20 protein-coding genes are annotated in these 21,397 nt (G+C 70.7%); 5 read left to right on the plus strand and 15 right to left on the minus strand.

Annotated elements, in window-relative coordinates; all coding sequences use genetic code 11:
- Window positions 1–85: 85 nt before the first annotated feature.
- The 6 genes from ACZ4VA_RS04415 to ACZ4VA_RS04440 form a co-directional block, all read right to left on the minus strand.
- Window positions 86–379, minus strand: a complete 294-nt coding sequence (locus ACZ4VA_RS04415; RefSeq protein ID WP_356175110.1) for a DUF1330 domain-containing protein — start codon at window positions 377–379, stop codon at window positions 86–88.
- A 33-nt stretch (window positions 380–412) separates the two neighbouring features.
- On the minus strand, window positions 413–1,762 hold the full coding sequence (locus ACZ4VA_RS04420) for an MFS transporter (RefSeq protein WP_356175146.1): 1,350 nt from the start codon (window positions 1,760–1,762) through the stop codon (window positions 413–415).
- Window positions 1,763–1,812: 50 nt separating this feature from the next.
- Window positions 1,813–2,205: a MarR family winged helix-turn-helix transcriptional regulator gene (locus ACZ4VA_RS04425; RefSeq protein WP_356175143.1), complete on the minus strand. Its 393-nt coding sequence runs from the start codon at window positions 2,203–2,205 to the stop codon at window positions 1,813–1,815.
- 275 nt (window positions 2,206–2,480) lie between these two features.
- Window positions 2,481–3,113: an SMI1/KNR4 family protein gene (locus tag ACZ4VA_RS04430; RefSeq protein WP_356175107.1), complete on the minus strand. Its 633-nt coding sequence runs from the start codon at window positions 3,111–3,113 to the stop codon at window positions 2,481–2,483.
- Window positions 3,114–3,248: 135 nt separating this feature from the next.
- Entirely contained in the window at window positions 3,249–4,130 is an 882-nt protein-coding gene (locus ACZ4VA_RS04435; RefSeq protein WP_356175104.1) for a YegS/Rv2252/BmrU family lipid kinase, read from the minus strand.
- Window positions 4,131–4,191: 61 nt separating this feature from the next.
- Window positions 4,192–5,787, minus strand: a complete 1,596-nt coding sequence (locus ACZ4VA_RS04440) for an FAD-binding oxidoreductase (protein ID WP_356244438.1) — start codon at window positions 5,785–5,787, stop codon at window positions 4,192–4,194.
- A 110-nt stretch (window positions 5,788–5,897) separates the two neighbouring features.
- Between ACZ4VA_RS04440 and ACZ4VA_RS04445 the strand changes: the two genes are divergently transcribed.
- The 3 genes from ACZ4VA_RS04445 (at window position 5,898) to ACZ4VA_RS04455 (ending at window position 8,698) form a co-directional block, all read left to right on the plus strand.
- Window positions 5,898–6,509, plus strand: a complete 612-nt coding sequence (locus tag ACZ4VA_RS04445) for a TetR/AcrR family transcriptional regulator (RefSeq protein ID WP_356175099.1) — start codon at window positions 5,898–5,900, stop codon at window positions 6,507–6,509.
- On the plus strand, window positions 6,506–8,095 hold the full coding sequence (locus ACZ4VA_RS04450; protein ID WP_468079695.1) for a glycerol-3-phosphate dehydrogenase/oxidase: 1,590 nt from the start codon (window positions 6,506–6,508) through the stop codon (window positions 8,093–8,095). The genes ACZ4VA_RS04445 and ACZ4VA_RS04450 overlap by 4 nt, the downstream gene beginning before the upstream one ends.
- Before the next feature lie 201 nt (window positions 8,096–8,296).
- Entirely contained in the window at window positions 8,297–8,698 is a 402-nt protein-coding gene (locus ACZ4VA_RS04455) for a thiol-disulfide oxidoreductase DCC family protein (RefSeq protein ID WP_355780195.1), read from the plus strand.
- Between the two features lie 156 nt (window positions 8,699–8,854).
- Here ACZ4VA_RS04455 and ACZ4VA_RS04460 read toward each other — a convergent pair whose 3' ends face one another.
- The 6 genes from ACZ4VA_RS04460 to ACZ4VA_RS04485 all read right to left on the minus strand — a co-directional run bounded on the left by ACZ4VA_RS04460 (window position 8,855) and on the right by ACZ4VA_RS04485 (window position 15,257).
- The gene (locus ACZ4VA_RS04460; protein WP_355780198.1) at window positions 8,855–9,316 is read right to left on the minus strand and encodes a hypothetical protein; all 462 of its coding nucleotides are present in this window, start codon (window positions 9,314–9,316) and stop codon (window positions 8,855–8,857) included.
- A 185-nt stretch (window positions 9,317–9,501) separates the two neighbouring features.
- Window positions 9,502–10,110, minus strand: coding sequence for a hypothetical protein (locus ACZ4VA_RS04465; protein ID WP_356175093.1), 609 nt, complete (start codon window positions 10,108–10,110; stop codon window positions 9,502–9,504).
- Window positions 10,110–11,648, minus strand: coding sequence for an ATP-binding protein (locus tag ACZ4VA_RS04470; RefSeq protein ID WP_468080298.1), 1,539 nt, complete (start codon window positions 11,646–11,648; stop codon window positions 10,110–10,112). The genes ACZ4VA_RS04465 and ACZ4VA_RS04470 overlap by 1 nt, the downstream gene beginning before the upstream one ends.
- An 8-nt stretch (window positions 11,649–11,656) precedes the next feature.
- On the minus strand, window positions 11,657–12,340 hold the full coding sequence (locus ACZ4VA_RS04475; protein WP_355780207.1) for a response regulator transcription factor: 684 nt from the start codon (window positions 12,338–12,340) through the stop codon (window positions 11,657–11,659).
- A 23-nt stretch (window positions 12,341–12,363) separates the two neighbouring features.
- Complete coding sequence (gene murJ / locus ACZ4VA_RS04480; RefSeq protein ID WP_468080300.1) at window positions 12,364–13,914, minus strand: murein biosynthesis integral membrane protein MurJ; 1,551 nt, start codon at window positions 13,912–13,914, stop codon at window positions 12,364–12,366.
- Between the two features lie 146 nt (window positions 13,915–14,060).
- On the minus strand, window positions 14,061–15,257 hold the full coding sequence (locus tag ACZ4VA_RS04485) for a lipid II:glycine glycyltransferase FemX (RefSeq protein WP_356175084.1): 1,197 nt from the start codon (window positions 15,255–15,257) through the stop codon (window positions 14,061–14,063).
- A 215-nt stretch (window positions 15,258–15,472) separates the two neighbouring features.
- Between ACZ4VA_RS04485 and ACZ4VA_RS04490 the strand changes: the two genes are divergently transcribed.
- The gene (locus ACZ4VA_RS04490; protein WP_468079699.1) at window positions 15,473–16,675 is read left to right on the plus strand and encodes a L,D-transpeptidase family protein; all 1,203 of its coding nucleotides are present in this window, start codon (window positions 15,473–15,475) and stop codon (window positions 16,673–16,675) included.
- Between the two features lie 13 nt (window positions 16,676–16,688).
- Window positions 16,689–16,817 (plus strand): hypothetical protein, encoded by a 129-nt coding sequence (locus tag ACZ4VA_RS04495; RefSeq protein ID WP_388906149.1) that lies wholly within the window; start codon window positions 16,689–16,691, stop codon window positions 16,815–16,817.
- Between the two features lie 201 nt (window positions 16,818–17,018).
- Here the strand turns inward: ACZ4VA_RS04495 and ACZ4VA_RS04500 are convergent, their stop codons facing one another.
- From ACZ4VA_RS04500 to ACZ4VA_RS04510, 3 genes are all read right to left on the minus strand, one after another.
- Entirely contained in the window at window positions 17,019–18,194 is a 1,176-nt protein-coding gene (locus ACZ4VA_RS04500; RefSeq protein ID WP_355792529.1) for a glutathione-independent formaldehyde dehydrogenase, read from the minus strand.
- Between the two features lie 294 nt (window positions 18,195–18,488).
- A complete protein-coding gene (locus ACZ4VA_RS04505; protein ID WP_388906146.1) occupies window positions 18,489–19,619 on the minus strand; it encodes a hypothetical protein in 1,131 nt (376 codons plus the stop codon).
- A gap of 879 nt (window positions 19,620–20,498) precedes the next feature.
- Window positions 20,499–21,350 carry an NAD(P)H-binding protein gene (locus ACZ4VA_RS04510; RefSeq protein WP_356174671.1) on the minus strand — a complete coding sequence of 284 codons (852 nt, stop codon included), beginning with the start codon at window positions 21,348–21,350 and terminating at the stop codon, window positions 20,499–20,501.
- Window positions 21,351–21,397: the final 47 nt, after the last annotated feature.

Raw genomic sequence — 21,397 nt, forward strand, 5'->3', positions numbered from 1 at the left:
ACACCCGTGGCCGAGCCGCTCGTCCCGGGTGGGCCGACGAGCCGAGAACACGAGTGGAACGACGGCAGCCTTTCCGCCCACCGGGTCAGTCGATGCCTTCGACGATGCGGAAGTCGCGCTCGACGCCGTCGGCGAGGGCGACCAGCGCCTCCTGGTAGGCCGCACTCTCGTACGCCGCGACGGCTTGCTCGAAGCTGTCGAACTCGATCAGGATGGTGCGCTCGGCGATTCCGGCGTCATGCGCCACGACCCGACTGCCACGGGAGAGGATCCGGCCGCCGCCGGCCCCGACGGCCGGACCGGCGAGCTTGTCGTAAGCAGCCAGCTTCTCGGGGTCCGAGATGGTGCGGTAGGCGCTGACCCAGTAGCCCTTGGGCATGGAACCTCCAGTGTCGGGATGAGGGCATCTGACTTACGGGGTGGTCTCGGACGGGCGTCGGCGGGCGAGAGCGAGGCTTGTCAGCGTCGTGATCGCCATGGCGCCCATACCGGCCAGCGCCGCGGTGGTGTAGGCGCTGTCATCGGGGAAGAGGTGGCCGGGCCCGGTGCCTGCGGCGAGGATCAGGCCGCCGATGGCGCTGCCCAAGGAGTAACCCACGCTGCGCACCACGTAGTTGAAACTCATGGCGCTCGACGTCTCGCTCTTCGGGGTGACGGCCAGGATGACGCCGGGCATCGCGGCCGAGAAGCCGCCGACGCCGAAGCCGAGTACGCCCATCGCCGCGAACAGTTCGGCCAGGTCTGACCGGGCCGCCGCGAACACGGCGAATCCGCCCCCGACCACGACAGCGCTGCCGGCCAGGAGCAGGGGGTCGGCGATCCGCGCCCGGATCCTCGGCGTGAACTTGCCGGCGACGAACCCCAGCACCGAGAACGGGATCAGGACCAGCCCGGCGACAAAGGTCGTCAGCCCGAAGCCGTAGCCGGCTCCGTGCGGTGTCTGCGCGTACCGGGTGATGAGCGTGAGCAGGAGGTACATGCCGATCCCGCCGACGAACATGGCGAGGTTCGCCCCTGCGACCGCCGGGTGCCGCAGAGCCCGCACATCGACCAGGGGCGACGTGCTGCGCAGCTCGATGACGGCCCAGACCCAGAGCAGCACCACCGCGACGACGGCGAGGCCCGCCGCCACGGCGAGGTGCCGACTCCAAAGATTCCGTTCGCCCGCGAGGAGCAGCACCAGAAGCAGCACAGCGGCCAGGACGACCGCTCCTGCCACGTCCACATGGGCGGAGCGCCCTTCGGGGGCTTCGGGCATGGACCACCACGCGGTCAGGAGGGCGGCGGCGGTGACCAGCAGGCCGAGGCCGTAGGCGGCCCGTACCCCGCCGAGCTCGGCGAGCAGGGCGGCCAGCGGGTAGCCGACGCCTGCCCCGATGATCGAGACCACCGAGATCAGGGCGATCACGGCCGCGCCGCGCTCCCGGGGCAGGTGGTCCCGGGCCACGCCCATCATCAGCGCGGTCAGTCCGAGCCCGGTGCCCTGGGCGGCCCTGCCGGCGAGCAACCACGCGAACGGCAGTGGCAGCACGGTGAGCGCGCTGCCGGCGACGACGACCACCAGCGTGGCGAGGATCGTGGCACGCCGGTACGGACCGGCTCCGAGCCGGCCCAGGAGCGGCGTGGCGATGGCCCCGCTGAGCAGCGCGACGGTGAGTGTCCACTGCGCACTGCCGAGCGAGACGTGGAAGGAAGTCGCGACGCTTGTGATGAGCGGCGTCCCAAGGCTGGCGACCGCCGCCACGACCAGGGCGATGAACATCAGGGCGGGGACCAGCGGCCGCGCCTCGGAACGCGCCACCGGGAGCGCCTTCACCGCGACGCCGCCGACCCGCTGCCCGATCGCCGCTTCGGCCCTTCGCCGTCCTGGCTTTCGAGCTCTGCCAGATGCTTCAGCGCCGGAAGGGCCGCCACCAGCGCCTCGACCTCGTCGCCGGTGAGCTCGCCGATCAACCGCTGGAACGCGTGGACGCCCGCCTGGCGCCGCGTCCGGACATAGGAGGCGCCGGCCTCCGTCAGGTGCACCAGCGTGACCCGCTTGTCGGACGCGTCGCCCCGCCGTTCGACCAGGCCGGACTCCTCCATCACCCGGACCAGGGCGGTCATCGCGGGCTGCGTGACGCCCTCGACCGCGGCCAGATCGGTGATGCGCCGCGGGCCGGTCCGGTCCAGGGTGGCCAGGGTGCCGGCGGACGTCAGGCTCATGTCTCGGGGCAGGCGTCTCGCCGCCCTGGTGGCCAAGCCGTAGAGGACTGCCCCGATGGCGGCGCACGCGTCAGGAGCGGCGTCTTGACGACTCATATTCGAAGCATAACGCTTTTATATTCATTGCTTATGGAAGTGTCCTGTCGAGAACCGCGCCGGCCATGAGGAATCGGGGCTGGCGCCGGATCTGGTCAGCGCCATGAGCCAGGAGAAGCGGCCCAGTTCGCCGCCTCGCCAGTTCGCGTCGACTCGGCGGCAGTCTGCGTCGTCGGCAGTCAAGGCAGCCCGATGGGTGCTGTCCTCAGCAGCTCAGCGTTGAGTTCCTCACAGCTCTCTTCGTCCCACCAGAGCTCACCTCCGGGGGTGAGGTATGGATGCAGTCCACGCACGTCACCACCTTCACAGAGCGCACGGGCTACGGCTTCGAGAAGGCTCGCGAGATCAGGCCAGGGATCGGTGAAGTCGCCGCCGCCACTGTGGCCTGCCCAGCCGATGCGGCCCGCGTTCGGGCCGGGACGTTGGTCGATCACCTGGGTCCCGCCATCGGCGCTCTCGGCCCAGGGGACCCAGAGAGGGTGCCACCAGGGCTCGTCCTCCCAGGGACGACGCGTCAGACCGTCGTTCTCCGCCGCGACATCCATACAGGTCTGCCAACGGTCCACGATGCCACTCACCGCGAGCGGTGACTGCTCCGGCAGGAAGGTCGCCCAGGCGCTCACCCCGTCATGGCACCGCAGAGACTCTGCAAGGTCACCAGGCAGCGCGATGCCGAGAAGACGCTCGGCCCGCTCGATGTCGTCCTGTGTCGCAGGTGGATTGAGCAGGGCGAAATCGGACGCCGCATGGGTCGCCAGCCAGGCGTCGATCCGGCGCCAGGATTCCGGCGGGGGCAAGATCTGCTGTGCCATGTCGCCATCCTGCCCCACACCCGTGACGGGATGGATCGGGGCCCTGCGCCGATCAAGCGGAGGTCAACGGCGGCCGACAGCGGGGCGATGCCAGGCCGGGGTACCTCCCGACAGGTCTAGCGGGGCGCGGACAGCTCAGTACAGCATCCGCAAGGCTCCCGGGAGTACGCGTGCGGTGACCGGGAGGACGGCGTCGACCTCGCCGTCGGCGCCGTAGGGCACCTCGCGGTCCGCCTCGATGCGGATCTCCCGTCCCTGGAGGACGCGCACTTGAGGTCGCCGGACATGGGTGCCCGCGGAGAGCTCGTTCATCAGGGCGAAGAACAGCCGGCGCGGCGCTTCCCGGATCAGCACCACGTCGAGCAGTCCGTCGTCGACGCGCGCGCCGGGGGCGATCATGCGACCGGAGCCGTAGTAAGGCGAGTTGGCGGCCACGACGGTGTAGCCGCGGTGGGTGTGCTCCTCGCCGTCGACGGTGACCCGGTAGGTGGCCGCTCGCCAAGTCGCCACGGCGCGCAGGCCGCCCGCGTAGTAGGAGGCCGCGCCGCGCAGCAGCTTGGCCTCGTTGGCGTGGCGGTTGGCGAGTGCGTCGACGCCCGCGTAGACGCTGCCGAGGACGGCTGTGCGCGGGTGGACGGCCGACTCCACCTCGATGGTGTCCACCGCCCGCGGTGGGGCGTGCAGCAGGATGCGGGCCAACTCCGCCGGTTCGGAGGGGAGTTCGAGGGCCCGCGCGAAGTCGTTGCCGCGGCCGGCGGGGACGAGGCCGAACAGGACGTCGGTGCCGCTGAGGGCTCCGCCGATGCCGCCCGCGATGCCGTCGCCACCCACGGCCAGGACGACGCGCTGCCGCGCGCCCGCTGCTCGGGCGAGGTCCTGGGCATGGGTCAGGCTGCGGCTGTACTCGGTCTCCAGCTCGGCCCCCGCCTCCCGGAGCAGCCTGGCCACCTGCAGCAGCGCGGCGGCCGAAGTGGATCCGCCCGCACTGGGGTTGACGATGGCGGTGAACTGTCGCATCGGTGGGCCTCCGGGACGCGGGGTGGGGTGAGTGGACTGGTTGGACCGAGGGTTGGCGGGTTCAGTCGCGTGGCAGGAGGACGCCGGGGTTGAGGAGCCCGGCGGGGTCGAGCCGTTGTTTGACCGCCCGCAGCGCGGCGATGCCGAGTTCGCCGGCCTCGCGGACGTACCAGTCGCGGTGGTCGGTTCCCACGCCGTGGTGGTGGCTGATCGTGCCGCCGGCCGCGCCGATCGCCTCGTTGGCGGCGCGCTTGGCCGGTGCCCAGTGCGCCACGGGGTCCTCGCCCTGGGCCGAGACCACGGTGAAGTACAGCGAGGCGCCGTTCTCGTAGACGTGGGAGATGTGGCACATGACCAGCGGCGGTGTGCCGGCTTCGGTGAGGGAGGTGGTGAGTGCCTCCTTGACGGAGGCGTAGAGCTCGGGGATGCGGGACCAGAAGGCCGCGGTCTCCAGGGTTTCGGCGAAGGCACCCGCGTCCAGCAGAGCGTCGCGCAGATAGGGCGCCGAGTAGCGGCCGTGCGCCCAGCGTCGGCCGGGTTCTTCGCCGAGGTAGGTGCCGCCGCACTCGCGCAGGACTGCCTCGCCCTGCCGGCTGCGCAGTTCGGTGTCCTCCTGGGTGCCCTCGTAGCCGACGACGGCGACGCATCCGGGGTCCTGCGGTGCGTCCTGGGCGCCGATGGCGTCGGGCTGGGCGAGGCCGATGAACGTCTCGGTCTCGTCGGACAGGCGTAGCACCGTGGGGCGCGGTCCGTCCTGGGCGAGGCGGCGCAGGGCCGCGGCGCCTTCCTCGAAGGAGGCGAAGCGCCAGCCCTCGTAGCGCCGTGCGGCGGGCTGCGGGCGGACGCGGACGGTGACGGATGTGATGACACCGAACGCGCCCTCGGATCCGAGGATCAGTTGCCGCAGGTCGGGTCCGGCCGCCGAGCGGGGGGCGCGGCCGACGTCGAGCGTGCCCTGCGGGGTGGCGAGGGTGAGGCCGAGGACCATCTCGTCGAAGCGGCCGTAGCCGGCGGACGCCTGTCCGCTGGAGCGGGCCGCGGCGAACCCGCCGATGGTGGCCCATTCGTAGGACTGCGGGAAGTGCCCCAGGGTGAATCCGTGCTCGGCCAGCAGGGCCTCCGCCTCGGGGGCGCGCAGTCCGGGCTGCAGGGTGGCGGTGCGGGAGACGGGGTCGAGGGCGAGCAGGCCGTCCATGCGGCGCAGGTCCAGCGCGACGAAGGGGCGGGACCGCTCGGGCGTCAGACCGCCGACGACGGAGGTGCCGCCGCCGAAGGGGACGACGGCCAACTCGTGGGCGGCGCAGGCCTGTAGGGCCGCGAGGACCTCGTCGTGGCTCGCGGGCAGGACCACGGCGGCCGGGACGTCGGCGATGTCGCCGGCCCGGATGTGCAGCAGGTCCGGGGTGGACTTGCCGCGGGTGTGCCGGATGCGGGTCTCGGCGTCCGTACGCACGTGCGCCGGGCCGCCGACCGCGGCGGCCAGGGCGTCGATGGCTCCCGCGTCGAGCGGTGAGGCGGGCACCTCGATGGCGTCGAGGGCGACCGGTGCACTGCGGGCGGGCTTGACCCCGAGCAGGTCGCGCAGGAGCCCGATCACCGTTTCGGGCAGCTCAGTGGCCTTGGCGGGGTCTCCCCACCCGCTCCACAGCATGTCCATGGGGTTGTTCCTCACCGGTCGGATGCAAGGGGTGCCGCAGGGAGCGGCATGGGGCCGTGGGGCGGAAGAGGTGCTGTCCCACGACCCCGTGGCGCGTTACACTGTGACACATGACGCCTATTCGTCACAACGGTCCGGACGGTACGGCCGCCGGAGACCCCGTCCTGGACGCCGTACGCGACTGCGTGCTGGCCGTCGGAGTGCGCCGCACGACCCTCACCGACGTGGCCCGCCGCGCCGGTGTCTCCCGTATGACGCTCTACCGGCGCTGGCCGGACGTACGGACCCTGGTGGGAGACCTGATGACCCGCGAGTGGGTCGAGGCGGCCACCCGGGCGATGCCCGAGCGCCGGACGGGCACCTCCGCCCGCGCCCTGATCGTCGACGGCCTGGTGGCGGGCGTGCGGGCGTTCCGCGCCCACCCGCTGTTCCGCAAGATCATCGACGTGGACCCCGAACTGCTCCTGCCCTACATGCTCGACAGACGCGGAGCCAGCCAGGAAGCCCTCCTGGAACTGCTCCTCGGCACCCTGCGCGAAGGCCACGCGGACGGATCGGTGCGCGCCGAGCACGCCGACCGGCAGGCCCGGGCCCTGCTGCTGATCGTGCAGTCCTTCACGCTCTCCCTGCGCACCATGACCGACGAGGACGACCCCGAGCTGACCGGCGACGCGTTCCTCACGGAACTGCGGACCATCCTGGAGAGGACCCTGACGCCATGAGCACCAGCAGGAGCGCGTCCGACCCGGCACCGACACCCGGCTCCTCACTGACCGCCGCCCGGCGGGCCGACGAGCTGGCCCGCACCGTGGGCGGGGCTCCCGTCGACCTCCTGGTCGTCGGTCTCGGCGCCACCGGCGCCGGGGTCGCCCTGGACGCCGCCGCACGCGGCCTGAGCGTCGCCGCCGTCGACGCCCACGACCTGGCCTTCGGCACCTCACGCTGGAGCTCCAAGCTCATCCACGGCGGCCTGCGCTACCTGGCCTCCGCCCAACTCGACGTCGCCCACGAAAGCGCCGTCGAACGCGGCATCCTCATGGAACGCACCGCCCCCCACCTGGTGCATGCCCAGCCCTTCGTCCTCCCCCTCACCCCACTGGTCTCACGCGGTCAAGCCGCCCTGGCACACGCCGGCTTCCACGCCGGCGACCTCCTGCGCCTGGCGGCCCGCACGTCTCGCGCCACCCTCCCCGCGCCACGCCGCCTGTCCACCGTGGAGACCCGCAAGCTGGCCCCGGCACTCCGCTCCGCCGGTCTGCGGGGCGGCCTGCTGTCCTTCGACGGCCGGCTCACCGACGACGCCCGCCTCGTCACCGCCATCGCCCGTACGGCCGCCGCGCGCGGCGCGCGTGTCCTGACGCGGGTACGGGCCCTGGAACTGACCGGGCACGGCGCACGCGTCCGCGACGAACTCACCGGCGAGGAAGGCGAGCTCCGGGCCCGCGCCGTGATCAACGCATCCGGCGTGTGGGCCGGCGGCCTCGTCGACGGCATCCGCATCCGGCCTTCGCGCGGTACCCACCTCGTCCTGCGCGCCGAGCACCTGGGCGCGGTGCCGGCGGGCATGCACATCCCGGTCCCCGGGGAGACCAACCGCTTCGTGCTCGTCCTGCCGCAAGGCGACGGCCGCGTCTACGTCGGGCTCACCGACGAGCCCGTCGACGGCGACATCCCCGACGTCCCCGAGGCGCCCGACTCCGACATCGGCTTCCTCCTCGACGTACTCAACTCCGCCCTGGACATCCCGGTCCACCGCGACGACGTGGTGGGTGCCTTCGCCGGGCTGCGCCCCCTGCTGGACACCGCCCCGGCCGGCAGCGGCGGCACCAAGACCGCCGACATCTCCCGCAGGCACGCCGTGCACACCTCGGCCGACGGTGTGATCACCGTCGTCGGCGGCAAGCTCACCACCTACCGGCGTATGGCCCAGGACGCCGTCGACGCCGCCGTCGCCACGCACGGGCTCGACGCGGGCCCCTCCCCCACCGCCTCGCTGCCCCTCATCGGCGCCGCGCCGCCGCACGTCCTCGCCACCGTCCAGGCACCGCCCCGCCTCGTCCGGCGCTACGGCACCGAAGCGGCGGACATACACGCCCTGACCACCGAGGACCCACGGCTAGGCGCCCAGGTACTTGAAGGCCACCCCGTCACACAGGCCGAACTGACCTGGGCGGTACGCCACGAGGGCGCCCTCGACGAGGCCGACCTCCTCGACCGCCGAACCCGCATCGGCCTGGTCCCCGAGGACCGCGCGCAAGCCGTACCTTCGGCCCGGGAAGCGCTCGGCGAGAGTGTGGGCAGCGGCTGAACGGACCCCCTGCGCCACGCCCCAGCGGCGCGGCGCAGGGTGAGCAGGCTGCGGGAGCCCTCCGTAGGACCGACGCCTCAACCGGGAAGGTGCGACTTGAGATTGCACGGAGCCCCGCCTGCCAGCGAACCCGGCCGGACGCCGGGGGCCCGGCGTCGCTCCGGACTGCGTGACCCGCCTCGGGCACGGCAAGATGCAGTCATGCGGAATCGACCGGTACTCGTCTTCGACGGTGATTGCGGCTTCTGCTCCACCTCGGTGCGCGTGCTCGAACGGTGGCTGCGACCGCGCTGCGAGATCGTCCCTTCGCAGTTCGCCGACTTGGAAGCCCTCGGCGTCAGACGCGAGCGGGCCGAGCAAGAGGTGCTGTGGGTGACTCCGCCCGGCACGGTGTACGGAGGTTCCGACGCCGTGGCGAAGGCACTGCTGAGCGCGCGCGGGGCGTGGCCGGTACTCGGCGCGCTGCTGCGCCTGCCCCCGCTGCGCCAAGTCGCCCACGGCGTGTACCGCCTGATCGCCGCCAACCGCCACCGCTTGCCCGGGGGGACTCCGGAATGCGCCTTGCCGGGCAGCGGCCGGCCCAACTCAAAATGGGACCCCTGATATACGTCGGCAAAAGGTGCCGGAGTACGGGATCTCCGCGTCCCAAGCCCTGACCGACCCGGCGCCACGGGGTTGGTACGGCAAAAGGACAGCGGCGGTCCCGAGGTTTCCGGAACCGCCGCCGTACCGACGTAGGGGTCTCAGCAGAGTCCCAGATCAGCTGGTGCCCGGTTCTTGCCGAGGGTGTACTTGGTGGGCCGGCGCCACGTAGCGCCAATCGATCAGGCACGACCATGCGATCGCGCAGCTCGCCACGCTCGCCAGCACGCCGATCAATGTGTCGGGGCCCGAGGCCCCGGTAGCGACCGACCCCAGGAGCATCACTGCGATGGCGACCTCACCCACTCCGAGCACGGCGAGCCAGCCGACGCGCAAGGCGCGCGGTGCCCTGTCCCTGACACGACTTGAGCCCAGCAGGGCGGCTCCGCCGATCATGGTCAGAGCGGCCACGGCGACAAGCACCGAGTTCAGCAGGGTGCCAGAGGTGTCGGGCGCGGTGTGGTCGATTTCCGCGGTGTCGGGCACCAGGAATGTGAACGCGAGCTCCAGCAGCGTGACATACGCGACCTGACCGAGCAGCAGCGTGGGCACGACCCGGCGGTGGAACATGGTCGTCATGCGTCGCTCCTCACGAGACGGCCGCCTATCTCTGTCTTCTTCTTGTGGCCGTTCAGCCTGTCGTCGGCCAGCGCCACCCCGACCGGCTGGACAGCGAGCGCCGAGCACAATGGCAGCGTCGTGGTCATCGCCGCCGTAAGCCGTCATCGCGACCTTCCCCCTTGAGCAAGAGCTGGCGTGCCCCGTCACAGTCCCGGCCTCGGCTCCGGAGCGAAGTCGCAGGTCCCCGATCTCGACGTGCCTTCCGTGCCCCTCAGTCGCACGGTGGCCTGGATGTCGACGTCGTGGCCGTAGGCGACCGTGCAGATCAGCTGTTGCGACGCCGTCCGGTTCAGGCCGTCCAAGGGCAGGGGCACGTCAGCCGTGACCTGCTTGCCGCCCGCCGAGACCTCAACCTGAGGTGGTCGGTCGGACGAAGTGGGGTGGAGGGACGTGCCGAGCCCCGCTTTGCGGTCCCGTTCGCCGGGGCCGGCGAGCAGCGCGCCGAGCACCTTCTCCAGCGGCGGGGGTGCGGTGTCCGTCGCGGTGGAGTTCTGGCCCGCGACCGTCAAAGCGTCGGAGCCGTTGTCCGTCATCGACTCGGCGGGACGGATCACCGGGTGGAGGCGGCCGTCGCGGGTGTGGAAGAAGAGCAGCACCTCGGTCTCGTCGTCGAAGAACGCCTGGATCGAGGCGGGACCTCCCGCCTCGATCACGTCGGTCTCCTGGATGCCGCAGCCGCCGAGCAGCAGCACCCCCGACGCGGCGGCGACCGCGACCGCCCCGCTACGGCGGCGCACACGCGCACGTCCCATCAACAGCCCTCTTCCAGGTGCAGCGGTATCTCCACGGTGAAGACGGCGCCGCCGCCCGGAAGGTTCGCCGCGCGCACGGTTCCGCCGTGCAGCCGCACGTTCTCCAGGGTGATCGCCAGCCCCAGGCCGCTGCCCGCCGACCGGGTGCGCGCCGCGTCGGCCTTGTAGAACCGCTCGAAGATGTGCGGGAGGACGTCCGGGTGGATGCCGGGTCCGCTGTCGGCGACCTCGGTGATCAGCACGGGCGGGCCGGAGGAGCGCTGCTCGCTGCGCAGGCTCACGGTGACGGGCGCGCCGCCGTGCCGCAGGGCGTTGCCTACGAGGTTGGCGATGACGACGTCGAAACGCCGTGGGTCGATCCGGGCGCGGATGCCGGAGGGCAGGCGGGTGCGGACGCGGTCGTCGGTCCAGTGCCTGTTCTGCAGTGTCTTGTCGATGGTCTGCGCCATGTCGACTTCGTCGGCGTTGAGCCCTGCCGCGCGGGCGTCGAAGCGGGAGATCTCCATGAGGTCCTCGACGAGCACGGCGAGCTTTCCGGTCTCGGCGCTGACCAGGCGTACCGCCCGGGCGGTGTCGGGGTCCAGTCCATCGGCGTCTTCGTCGAGGACCTCGGTGACGGCGAGCATGCCGGCGAGCGGGGTGCGCAGTTCGTGGGAGACGTCGGAGGCGAAGCGGCGGGCGCGTGCCTCGGCCTCGCGCAGTTCGCGCACCGAGGTCTCCAGTGCGGCGGCGGACTCGTTGAAGGTGCGGGCGAGGTCTGCCAGTTCGTCGCTGCCGCGTACCGGGATGCGGGTGTCGAAACTGCCGCTGCCCATGCTCCGTGCGGCCTTGCGCAGTTCGCGCACCGGGCGCAGCACGCTGCGGGCGGCGATCAGGCCGGGGATCAGTGCGATGGCGAGACCGGGCAGGGCGCCGTCGCGGGCGGCTATGAGGAGCGCGTCGACGTTGACCTGTTCGTCGCTCATGCGCGTGACGGCGTAGAGGACGAGCCCGCTGGGCAGCACGTCGTCGGGGCCGGTCTTGAACACCGTGGGCATGGCGATGGTGAGGTACGGGACTCCGTCCTTGACGACCCGTTCGAAGGTGCCGCGGGGATGAGCTTGTGCGGCGCGGCGCAGTTCGGGGGTGATCACCGTGGAGACGGGGTTCTCGCCGGAGGACGCCCTGATCGATCCGTACTCCGCGAACACGACCCAGGGGTGGGGCCTCCCAGCGCGGGCGATGCTCCGTAGGGTCTCCTCCATTCCTTCCTTCTGCAGGGGCAGGGCCCAGCCGGTCTGCTGGACCTGGTCGCGGAAGGAGGCGACCGCGGTGTCCTGGGCGGTCTTCAGCAACGCGTTGCGGGCCTCGCGGTAGGTCAGCGCGGAGGTGGTGCCCGCACTGACGGCGGCGACCAGCAGGAAGGCCAGGACCAGCCGGGTGCGCAGCCCGAACGCCCGCGCCCAGCCTCGTCGGACGGGAGCGTCCGCAGCCGGCGTGCCCTCGCGGGCCGGACGGTTACCGCCGCCGGCGCCGGGTCTCCGACGCGCGAGCCGCATGCCGGAGGTCACAGGGGTCCGAAACGGTAGCCGAAGCCCCGCAGCGTCTGGATGTACCGCGGGCTGCCCGCCTCGTCCTCGACCTTGCCGCGCAGCCGTGCGACGCAGGCGTCGACCAGCCGTGCGTCGGCGTGGAAGCTGTGTTCCCACACGTGCTCCAGCAGCTGCTGTCTGCTGAAGACCTGCTCGGGTGCGGCGGACAGGTGCAGCAGCAGCTTGAGTTCGGAGGGGGCGAGCGGAAGGCGCGTACCGGACTTCGTGACACTGAGCCCGGCGCGGTCGATGACGAGGTCGCCGTGGACTTCGATGGCCGCCTTGCCCTGACCGGAGTTGTCGATACGGCGGAGTACGGCGCTGATGCGGGCCTCGATCACCTCCGTGCGCGCGGGTTTGACGATGTAGTCGTCGGCGCCGGCCTCCAGGCCGATCACCACGTCGAAGTCGTCACCCCGCGCGGTGAGCATGATGATGGGCAGCTGGCTCCGGTCGCGGACCTTCCGGCAGACCTGAACGCCGTTCATGCCGGGGAGCATCAGGTCCAACAGCATCAGATCGGGGCGGAATTCGGCCAGTGCGGCGAGACCGGCCTCACCGGTCGCGGCCACCCGCACCTCGTGTCCACGGCGGCGCAGACCGAGTTCGACACCCTCCCGTACGGAAGGGTCGTCCTCGATGAGGAGCACGCGGGGCATGGGCAGTTCTCCCTCGGTAGTGGTCAGGCCCGGGTCGCTCTGCGGCGCAGGGTGGAGAGCAGGGCGTCGAGTTCGGTGAGCCGCAGCGGGCGGGCGAGCACGGCAAAGGTGAGCACGACGGCCACGGCCCCGGCGGTTGCAGCGGCGAGCGTTCCCGCCCCTGCGGCGACCCGAACGGCGAAGTGGCCCAGAAGGGTGGCGGGTACTGCGGCGACGAGGAGCCGCACGTGCGTGCCGACGGCGGCCGAACGCAGGGGACGGGCGACGGCGAGCGAGCGGCTCAGCACCCGGGCGGTCACCGCCCAGCCCGCGCACAGGGCCACCGAGTACGCCGCCGCCATACCCGTCACGGCCCAGCGGGCGGGCAGCAGTTGGGCGGCCGCCACGGACAGCCCCGCGTTGACGGTCACGATCACCAGGTTGAGCAGGAACGGGGTGCGGGTGTCGGAGAGTGAGTAGAAGGTGCGGGACAGCACGTACTGCCCCGACAGGGCGACGAGCCCGGGTGCGAAGGCCATGAGGATGCCGGCCATGGCCGCGGTGTCGCCGGCGCTGGTCCTGCCGTACCCGAAGACGAGGTCCATGATCGGCTGGGCTAGGGCGAGCAGCATGCACGCCGCGGGGACGACGGCGGACGCGGAGGTGCGCAAGGCTTGGGAGACGCTGCGCCGCAGGCCGGCGGTGTCCCCGGCCGTCGCGGCCGCGCTCATCCGGGGCATCAGCGCGGTCACCAGGGACACCGTGACGATGCCGTGCGGCACGACCCACAGGACGTAGGCACTGTTGTACGCGCTGTATCCCGGTCCGCCGTCGAGACCGGCGGTCGTCGCGAGCCGGGTGGTGACCCAGTAGGCGGCCTGGTTGGCCAGCACCATGAGCAGCAGCCAGAAGGCCGACCGCAGCGGGCGGGTCAGTCCACTGCCGCGCCAGTCGAAGCGGGGCCGCCAGCGGAACCTGGCCGCGCGCAGCGCGGGAAGCAGAGCGAGGGCCTGGACGGCTATCCCGGCGGTCGTGCCGCACCCGAGCAGCGCCGTCTCGGTCGAACTCAGTGTGCCGCCGTCCGTAGCGAGCGCCAGAAAGAGGCCGAACACGGCTATGACGACAAGGTTGTTGAGGACGGGTGCCCACATCATCGCGCCGAACCGGCCGCGTGCGTTGAGGATTTGCCCGAGCAGGGTGAACAGTCCGAGGAAGAAGATCTGCGGCAGGCAGTACCGGGCGAACGCGCTCGTCATGGCGGCCTGTCCGCCGCTGTAATCCGTGTACACGTCGACGATCGCGGGAGCCGCCCACACCACGGTCACGGTGATCGCCAGGAGCGCGGCCACGCAGACCGTGACGAGTCGGTCGGTGTACGCGACGCCGCCGTCCTCGTGCTCCTTGGCGACCTTGACGAGCTCGGGGACGAACACGGCGTTGAGCGCGCCGCCCAGGAGGAGCATGTAGACCATCGTCGGCAGCGAGTTGCCCACGGCGTAGCCGTCGGCGGTCGGCCCGACGGTGCCGATCGCCGCCGCGATCACGGCGGCACGGGCGAAGCCGGTGCCGCGGGAGACGAGCGACCCGGCGGCCATGACGGCGCTGCTGCGCGCCGTGGACGTCGCCTTCGTACGGGGCTCGTGGCCCGGCTGTTCGCTCGCGGTCGCGGCGCTGTCGTCGCCTCGCCGTTCGCCGTCCGGCCGCGAGGCGCTGTCCTCCGCACCGGTCGGGGTGAGGGCGCTCACCGGCGGTTCAGGTATGCCTGGAAGGCGCGGTACAGCGCCTGGTTGGCGGGGCCACCCAATGACTTCTCCCATTCCCCCAGCGTCTCCACGACCTGTCCACCGGTGCCGAGCTTCCAGCGCAGCAGGCCGTACGCACGTTCGGCGGGGTCGAGAGTGGAGGGTACCCCGCGCATGTCGTAGACGTCGGCGCCGAGCGCGTGCGCGTCCAGCAGCATCCGCCATTGCAGGGCGTTGGAGGGCCGTACCTCACGACGGTGGTCCGCCGAGGCGCCGGTCTGGTACCAGACCCGGTCACCCACCGTGATCATGGTGTGAGCGGCCAGGATCTCCCCGCGGTGACGGGCGAGGTACAGCTTCATCCGGCCCGGCTCCTCGGCGTTGAGCGCCGCGTACTGGCGCTCGTAATAGGCGAGGGAGCGACCGAGGCGAAAACCGTCGCGCTGCTCCGTCACGTCCAACAGACGGTAGAACTCGGGAAGTTCGGCGGCGCTGCCCACGACCACCTCCACGCCCTCCTTCCGGGCGCGCCGGACGTTGCGCCGCCACTCCTGATTGAGTCCTGACCACAGGTCCTCGGTGGTGCGTCCTGCGAGCGGTATCCGGAACACGTGGCGGGGCTGGGCGTCACCGCCGTCGGCGGACCCGTCGCTGCCGCAGCGGACCCACCCCCGCGCGCGCAGCCGCTCGGCGACGGCACTGCCGAGCGGATCGACCTCGCTGGCGAGCACGTCGCCGAGCCGACGCCCCGGCCCGGTGAGGGACTTCAGCGCGGAAGCGTCCCAGCGCCGGTAAGCGGGCGAGGGCCCCATCCGCACGGCGAACGCTCCCGCGTCGCGCAGATGACCGAGCAACGGCGTGAGCCACAGGTCGACGTCGGGATCCGCCCAGTCGGCCACCGGGCCCTCGGGCAGGTAGGCGAAGAACTTGCGCGTGCCGGGGAACTGGCGCAGCAGCACGAGCGCCGCACCGCTCAGCGCGCCCCCTTCCACATCCGTTCCCCAGCCGACGAGTTGGGCCCGCCAGCCCTCCTTGACGTCGGCCCAGGAAGGGCACTGCAGGAAGCCGGGGCGGAGGGCTCGGCCGGCGGGTGACGAAAGGAAGGCACGGTAAGCGCGGGGCGTGACCGGCCCCAGCGACAAGGGTTCCTTCCCCGCTCGGGGGATACGGCCGGGTGGAACGAGCAGCGCTGACACGGTCTGAGCCTCACTCTCCTCCCCGGCTGGCGACGGGGACACCGAGGATGCTCACAACCAGCCGTGACCGGTCCGCGCGCCGAGTGTGACGAAGCCATGACCGTTTCTCACCAACCGCCGTCATAGACCCGGAAAGCAGCTGACCTGGCATTTTCCGGCTCTACGGTCGGGGCAGTCCGCTCATCGCCGCGGAGTCGTCCGTCCTGGGGGTTTCCTTGCCGCGCACACGTGTGTCCACCCATGTCCCGATCCGGGCAGCCATCGCCGCAGCCCTGCTCGCACCTCTCGCCGCCTGCTCGTCGAGTCCGTCACCTTCCTCTTCACACGCACCGCGGGCGGATGCGTCCAAGGACCGGCCCGTCATGGTCACCGTCACACCCAAGGGGCGGCAGGCCACGCCGGGCCGGCCGGTGACGGTCACCGCCTCCCACGGCCGTCTCACCTCGGTCACCGTCACCGACGCGGAAGGCCGGCGCCTGCCCGGCAAGGTCGCGGCCGACGGACGGAGGTGGGTCTCCGGTCGCAAGGCCGTACCCGGCACGGCGTACACGGTCATCGCCAAGACCCGGACGACGGGTGGCAGCGCCGCCACCACGAAGGCATCGTTCACCACCGTCGAGGCGGACAAGGTCAACAAGGTCGACTGGCGTCCTGGGGACGGCACCATCGTCGGAGTGGCCCAGCCGATCTCCCTGGTCTTCGACCGCCCCGTCAGAAACCGCTCCGAGGTCGAGAAGCAGCTGCACGTCACCACCTCGGAACCCACGGAAGGGTCTTGGGGCTGGATACGCGACTGGTCGGGCCGGGACCGGGTCGACTGGCGTCCGAAGTCGTACTGGAAGCCGGGAACGAAGGTCGTGCTCAAGGCCGAACTGAACGGCACCGATTCGGGATCCGAAGGCGGCTGGTTCGTACGGGACTACAGCACGGCCTTCACCATCGGCACCCGCCAGATCGTCCGCGTCGACCTCGACCGCCACCGCCTCGCTCTGGTACGCGACGGCAGGACCGTCCGCAGCATCCCGGTCTCGGGCGGCACCCCCGGCGGGGACAAGCGATCCTGGCGCGGAACGGCCGTGCTCATGGCCAAGGAGGGCACCGTCAACATGAACTCGGAGACGGTCGGCCTCGGCGACGCCTACGACAAGACGGTCCACTATTCGATGCGGCTGACCTGGTCGGGCATGTACGCCCACGCCGCACCCTGGAACGCCGCCTACTTCGGCAACGCCAACCACAGTTCGGGCTGCATAGGCATGAGCAAAACGGACGCGGCCTGGTTCTACGGGCAGGTACGACCGGGCGACCCCTTCGAGATCACGGGCAAGGACACCAAGGGCGTGGTCGACCCGGGAAACGGCTTCGGCGCGTGGAACGTGCCGTGGAACGCCTGGCAGGCGAAGAGCGCGCTGCGTTGAGGATGCCGGGGCCGTGTCCCGCGGACGCGGCCACACCGCGCGCACGAACGGTCAGGCCGGGCTGCCCGCGGTGCAGTACGGCGACCAGTCTGCGGAAACGAGCGCCGCGAGGCACGGCCTGCGTGCCGAGGACGGCCACTGAACGTGCGCTGAATGGGTATCACCAGAAACGCGGTGCCGAGGCGTAGCGGCGCAGCTTCACTCGCAGACAGAGGGCGTTCACGCACGGCTCCCGGTCTTACGAACCTCCGCTAGTAGCCCTCACCCAACAGTCACCGCCACTGGGCGCGTTCTTCCCGGACCGGTCCGGGAAGAACGCGCCCAGTGGCGGTGCTGTAGTTCCTCAGCGCTTGTGGCCGTTCGCGTGTCCGTCGGGGTGCAGGACCACCTTGGTCCAGCCCTCGTCACGGGCGTCGAAGTGCTCGTAGGCGGTGGGGGCCTCGTCCAGGCTGAGCTCGTGAGAGACGAGGAAGCTCGGCTTTGCCTTGTCGCCGGCGATCAGGTCTCGCAGCGCACGGTTGTACCGCTTCACCGGCGCCTGCCCGGTGCCCATGCGCTGACCCTTGAACCACATCAGGCCGAAGTCGATGGGGACCTTGCCCTGGGCCTCCAACTCGCCCTGGGCCTCTGCGCCGCCGGGGTCCTCCGGGAGGAACACACCGACCACGCCGATGTTGCCCGTGAACCTGACCGAGTCGATCAGGCCGTTGAGCGTGAGGCTTGCGTCTTCGTGTCCTTGGGCGTCGTGTGCCTGGTAGCCGACGCATTCACAGCCGTTGTCGGCGCCCAGACCGAGGGTGGCCTCCTTCACCACGTCCGCCGGGTTCTGCTCGGCGGTGTTGATCGGGATGGCCCCGATCTCCTCCGCCTTGCGCAGCCGGTCGGGCTGGTGGTCGGCCACCCAGACGCGGCCGGCGCCCTTGAGGATGGCCGAGTAGGCCGCCATCAGCCCGACGGGACCGGCCCCGAAGACGATCGTCTGGTCGCCCGGCTTGACGTCGGCCATCTCGGTGGCGTGGTAGCCGGTGGGGAAGATGTCGGCGAGCATCACGTAGTCGGTCTGGCGTTCGGCGGCGTCCTCGCCCAGACGCAGGGCGTTGAAGTCGCCGTAGGGTACGCGCAGCAGTTCCGCCTGGCCGCCCTGGTAGGGCCCCATGTCGGCGAATCCGTAGGCTGCTCCCGCGAGGGCCGGTTCCGGCTGCATGGTCAGGCAGTAGTTGGTCAGACCTCGCTCGCACTGCTTGCAGAAGCCGCAAGCGATGTTGAAGGGCAGGACCACGTACTCGCCGACCTGGACCTTGCGGACGGCCGAGCCGACCTCCACGACCTGGCCCATGTTCTCGTGTCCCAGGGTGCGGCCGGACTCGAACGAGGTGCGGCCCTCGTACATGTGCAGGTCAGAGCCGCAGATGTTGGTAGCGGTGATCTTCACGATGATGTCGCAGGGGTGCTCGATCTTCGCGTCCGGCACGTCCTTCACGGTGACCGTTCGCGGTCCGTCGTATACCGCTGCTTTCATGATGGCTTCCTTCGGTGCGCAGCATTGCCGCAGCACGCCGGAAATGGCGACGGCGCACAGAGCCGGGCGCCCGGGAGGTGATGGGACGGGGGCCTCGGCTCAGGCATGCCTCAATGGACCGTTCACCCGAATCGGGTGGGACGGTGGTGCCCGCCGGACGCCCAGGCGGAGGCCCGCATTCCGGCGGTGACTTCCGGGTCCCCGTCGGCCCCGACGCGAAACAACCACGCACGATCGATCATCTGGGTCTTCGGCCCCGGACGGGCATCGACCGACCACCGACAAGTCACCGGCTCAGGGCTTCAGTTGATCACCTTCGTCCTGGAGCATGTCGCGCCGTTCCTGTTCACGCTTGGAGTAGGCAGCCGCGCGGATCGCCTCGTCACTCTCCAAGCCGGATCCCAGAGCTCCGCCCACCGTGGCGACCGAAGCGACGAACCAGGACAACGTCCAGTAGTCCGCTGTGTGCAGAGGCGTCTGTGTCATGGAGGCGAACACCTGGTCATTGAGGATGAACAGCGCCCAGACCAGGTTGACGATCATCAGACCCGCGTAACAGACGACCACACCGATACCCACGGTCAGGACTGTCGAAGCGTTGTAGAGCTTCACCCTCTGCCTCGCCTCCCGTGAGACGTCCGACGACCGGTGCCACAGCTGCGCGTCCACGATCAGCCAGCCGATCATCAGCACGAGGGAACCGACCGTTGCGATCACAAGACGCGGCGCGCTCAGGGCCCCGGCCAGGCTCCAGACGGTGGAGTTCACGGTGGCGACCGCTCCTGTGGCCAGCGCGGCAGCCAGGGCTTTCGACAGACCCGGCACCAAGCGCCACGGACGGTTGGCACGGACCATCCCGACGAGCACCCTGAGGTATCCGCGCGGCCCGCTGAGGACGTACCGAAGATCAGCGATCTCCTCCTCGTCGACCGCGCCCGGGTGAACGGGCGCGAGACTACTGACGAAGCGCCCCATGGGTGGCTGACGCTGCTGCGGTCCTTGTGCTCCGTCGGCCGGCGGACCCGTCAGGCCGAGCACGACCTCTTCCACGGCCCGCCGGGCCCTTGTCTGCAGCCGCCAGCCTCCCAGCGTAGGAAGAGAGAGCAGTGCCAAGCCGTGTTCGTGGTTCAGATCCACAACGAGCTTGTGCCCGTGCGTGTGCAGCGGAAGATCGGTGAGTGCCACGACGATGTCCCAGTGCTCCGACCCTGCGCGATCCCTGATCCTCTGCATCAGAACGGACGTGTCCTCCGTCCCCGCGGTGAAGGGCTCACTCACCACCTCGACGTCGAACCGTCGCCCCTGCTCCGCCTTGTCGGCGAGCCGCGAGGGCAGAATGCGGGCCATACGCTGAGCGATCTCCGTCGGCGCATCCGGATCCGCCAGGAGGGCCACGACTGTAAGGTCCTGCGAAGCCATCGGCATGACTGAACCCTTCTCGTGAACTGCCCCCGCTCTCGAACGCTCCCACAGAACGCACCTGCGGCGATGTCGACGCTCCTGAGAGACGGACCGGAAGGCCACCGGGCACCGCCTCTCAAGGCCGGCGGCGGACCGCCTCACCCGTCTTCTCCCGCTGCTCGTGCACGAGGCGGACCGCCGTCGCATCCTCACCCCGCCGAGGCCACCGGTTTGACCAAGCCGCTTTTAACGTCGCTCACGGCGAAGACCCCGGGATGGGGGCTCCGATGAGACGCTGGCGTGCCCACGCAATCAAAGGCGGCGTAGCGCAGCGGCGTCTGCGAATCCCTGACAATTTGCCGGTCCGGACATCGCTTCCCAGGCTCGGGGGCTCGAGCAGTCGGGGCGCCGGCACCCAAGCCATCGCAGAACCCGTCTCACGTTCTTCCATCCGGCCGACCTGCGAGGCAACCCGCTTGGACGCCGCAAGATGCTCGCCTCCGTCAACCATGCTCTGATGAGAGTGCTCTCGACCTCGACCGGGAAGCTGACAATGCATGAAATGTGGTGGGGCCCAGCCCCCGCAGGGGAACCGGCGTGGCATGTCCTGGCGGATGACAAGTCCTCCACGATGTGCGGGGTGCACAAGCCGGAGGAACCCAGCACTCAGGAGCCAACTGACAGGCACTGTTTTCTCTGTATGAAGGCGTTTCAAGCAGCTATGGCGTGAGCCGCGCGGAGCGTGTCCGCGACGGCGGATTCGTACCGAGCTCGCCTTGGAACATGACGTGTGGCACCGTCCCGCCCGGCCTCACAGGTGCCGGGCGGGACGGTGCCACACGTGGTGCGGCGGTGAAATTGAACACGGGCCGTGCTCCTGGCCCTGGTCCTGGTCCTGGCGTGTCAGGCCTGCTCGGCGGCGTCGCTCGATGGCGCCGGACGGGCGAGGATATCGGCGACTGCCCGGTCCAGCGTGGTGGGCGGGTGCCCGAGGACGCGGTGGAGGTCGTCGGTCTGCCGTTCCAGGACCCCTCCTCGGACTTGGGCCTCCAGCCAACCCTGGGCGCCGGTAGTGAGACTGTCCCGCACGCGGTGGAGGACGGGCGTCCCGCTAACGCGGGTGAGGACCTGGGCGAGCTGCGGATAGGTCCACGAGGTGCCGGTGAAGTCGTAGGCGCGGCCCAGGTGACCCTCTTCGGTCAGGACACGTGCGGCGGCTTCGGCAAGGTCGGCGCGGGAGGCGGTGTTGATCCCGCGGGCGCCGGTCGCGTCGTCCAACGCGCCCGAGGCTACGGCGGCGTGCAGACCGGAGTTGAGGAAGGCTTCGCTGTAGAAGGGGTGACGCAACAGCGTATGAGGCAGGCCGCTGGCTCGTAGCGCGCGCTCGGTGGCGTGGTGTGCCTCGGTGATGCCCTCGGCCTGGGTGTCCGCGTCCAGAATACTTGTGTAGACGACAGCGCCGACACCGACGGCTCGGGCCGCCTCGATGGCGCCCTGGTGCTGGCGGATACGACGAGCGGAATCCAGTTCCGGGGAGGAGATCAGCAGGAGTCGGTCGGCGTTCTCGAACGCCGTGCGCAGCGTGTCCGGGACGTCGTAGTCGCCGCGGCGCACCTGGACCCCTCGGGCGGCGAGGTCCGCGACACGATCAGGAGCACGCACCGCAACCACCACCTCTTCGGCAGGGCACCGGGCCAGCAGATGATCCACGACGAGTCGACCGAAGGCCCCTGAAGCGGCAGACACAGCAATCATGCGGAACTCCCTCGCCCTGCGGGAGCCGATGGCACCGCAGGACTGGC

The organism is Streptomyces sp. NPDC028308, from assembly GCF_055565855.1.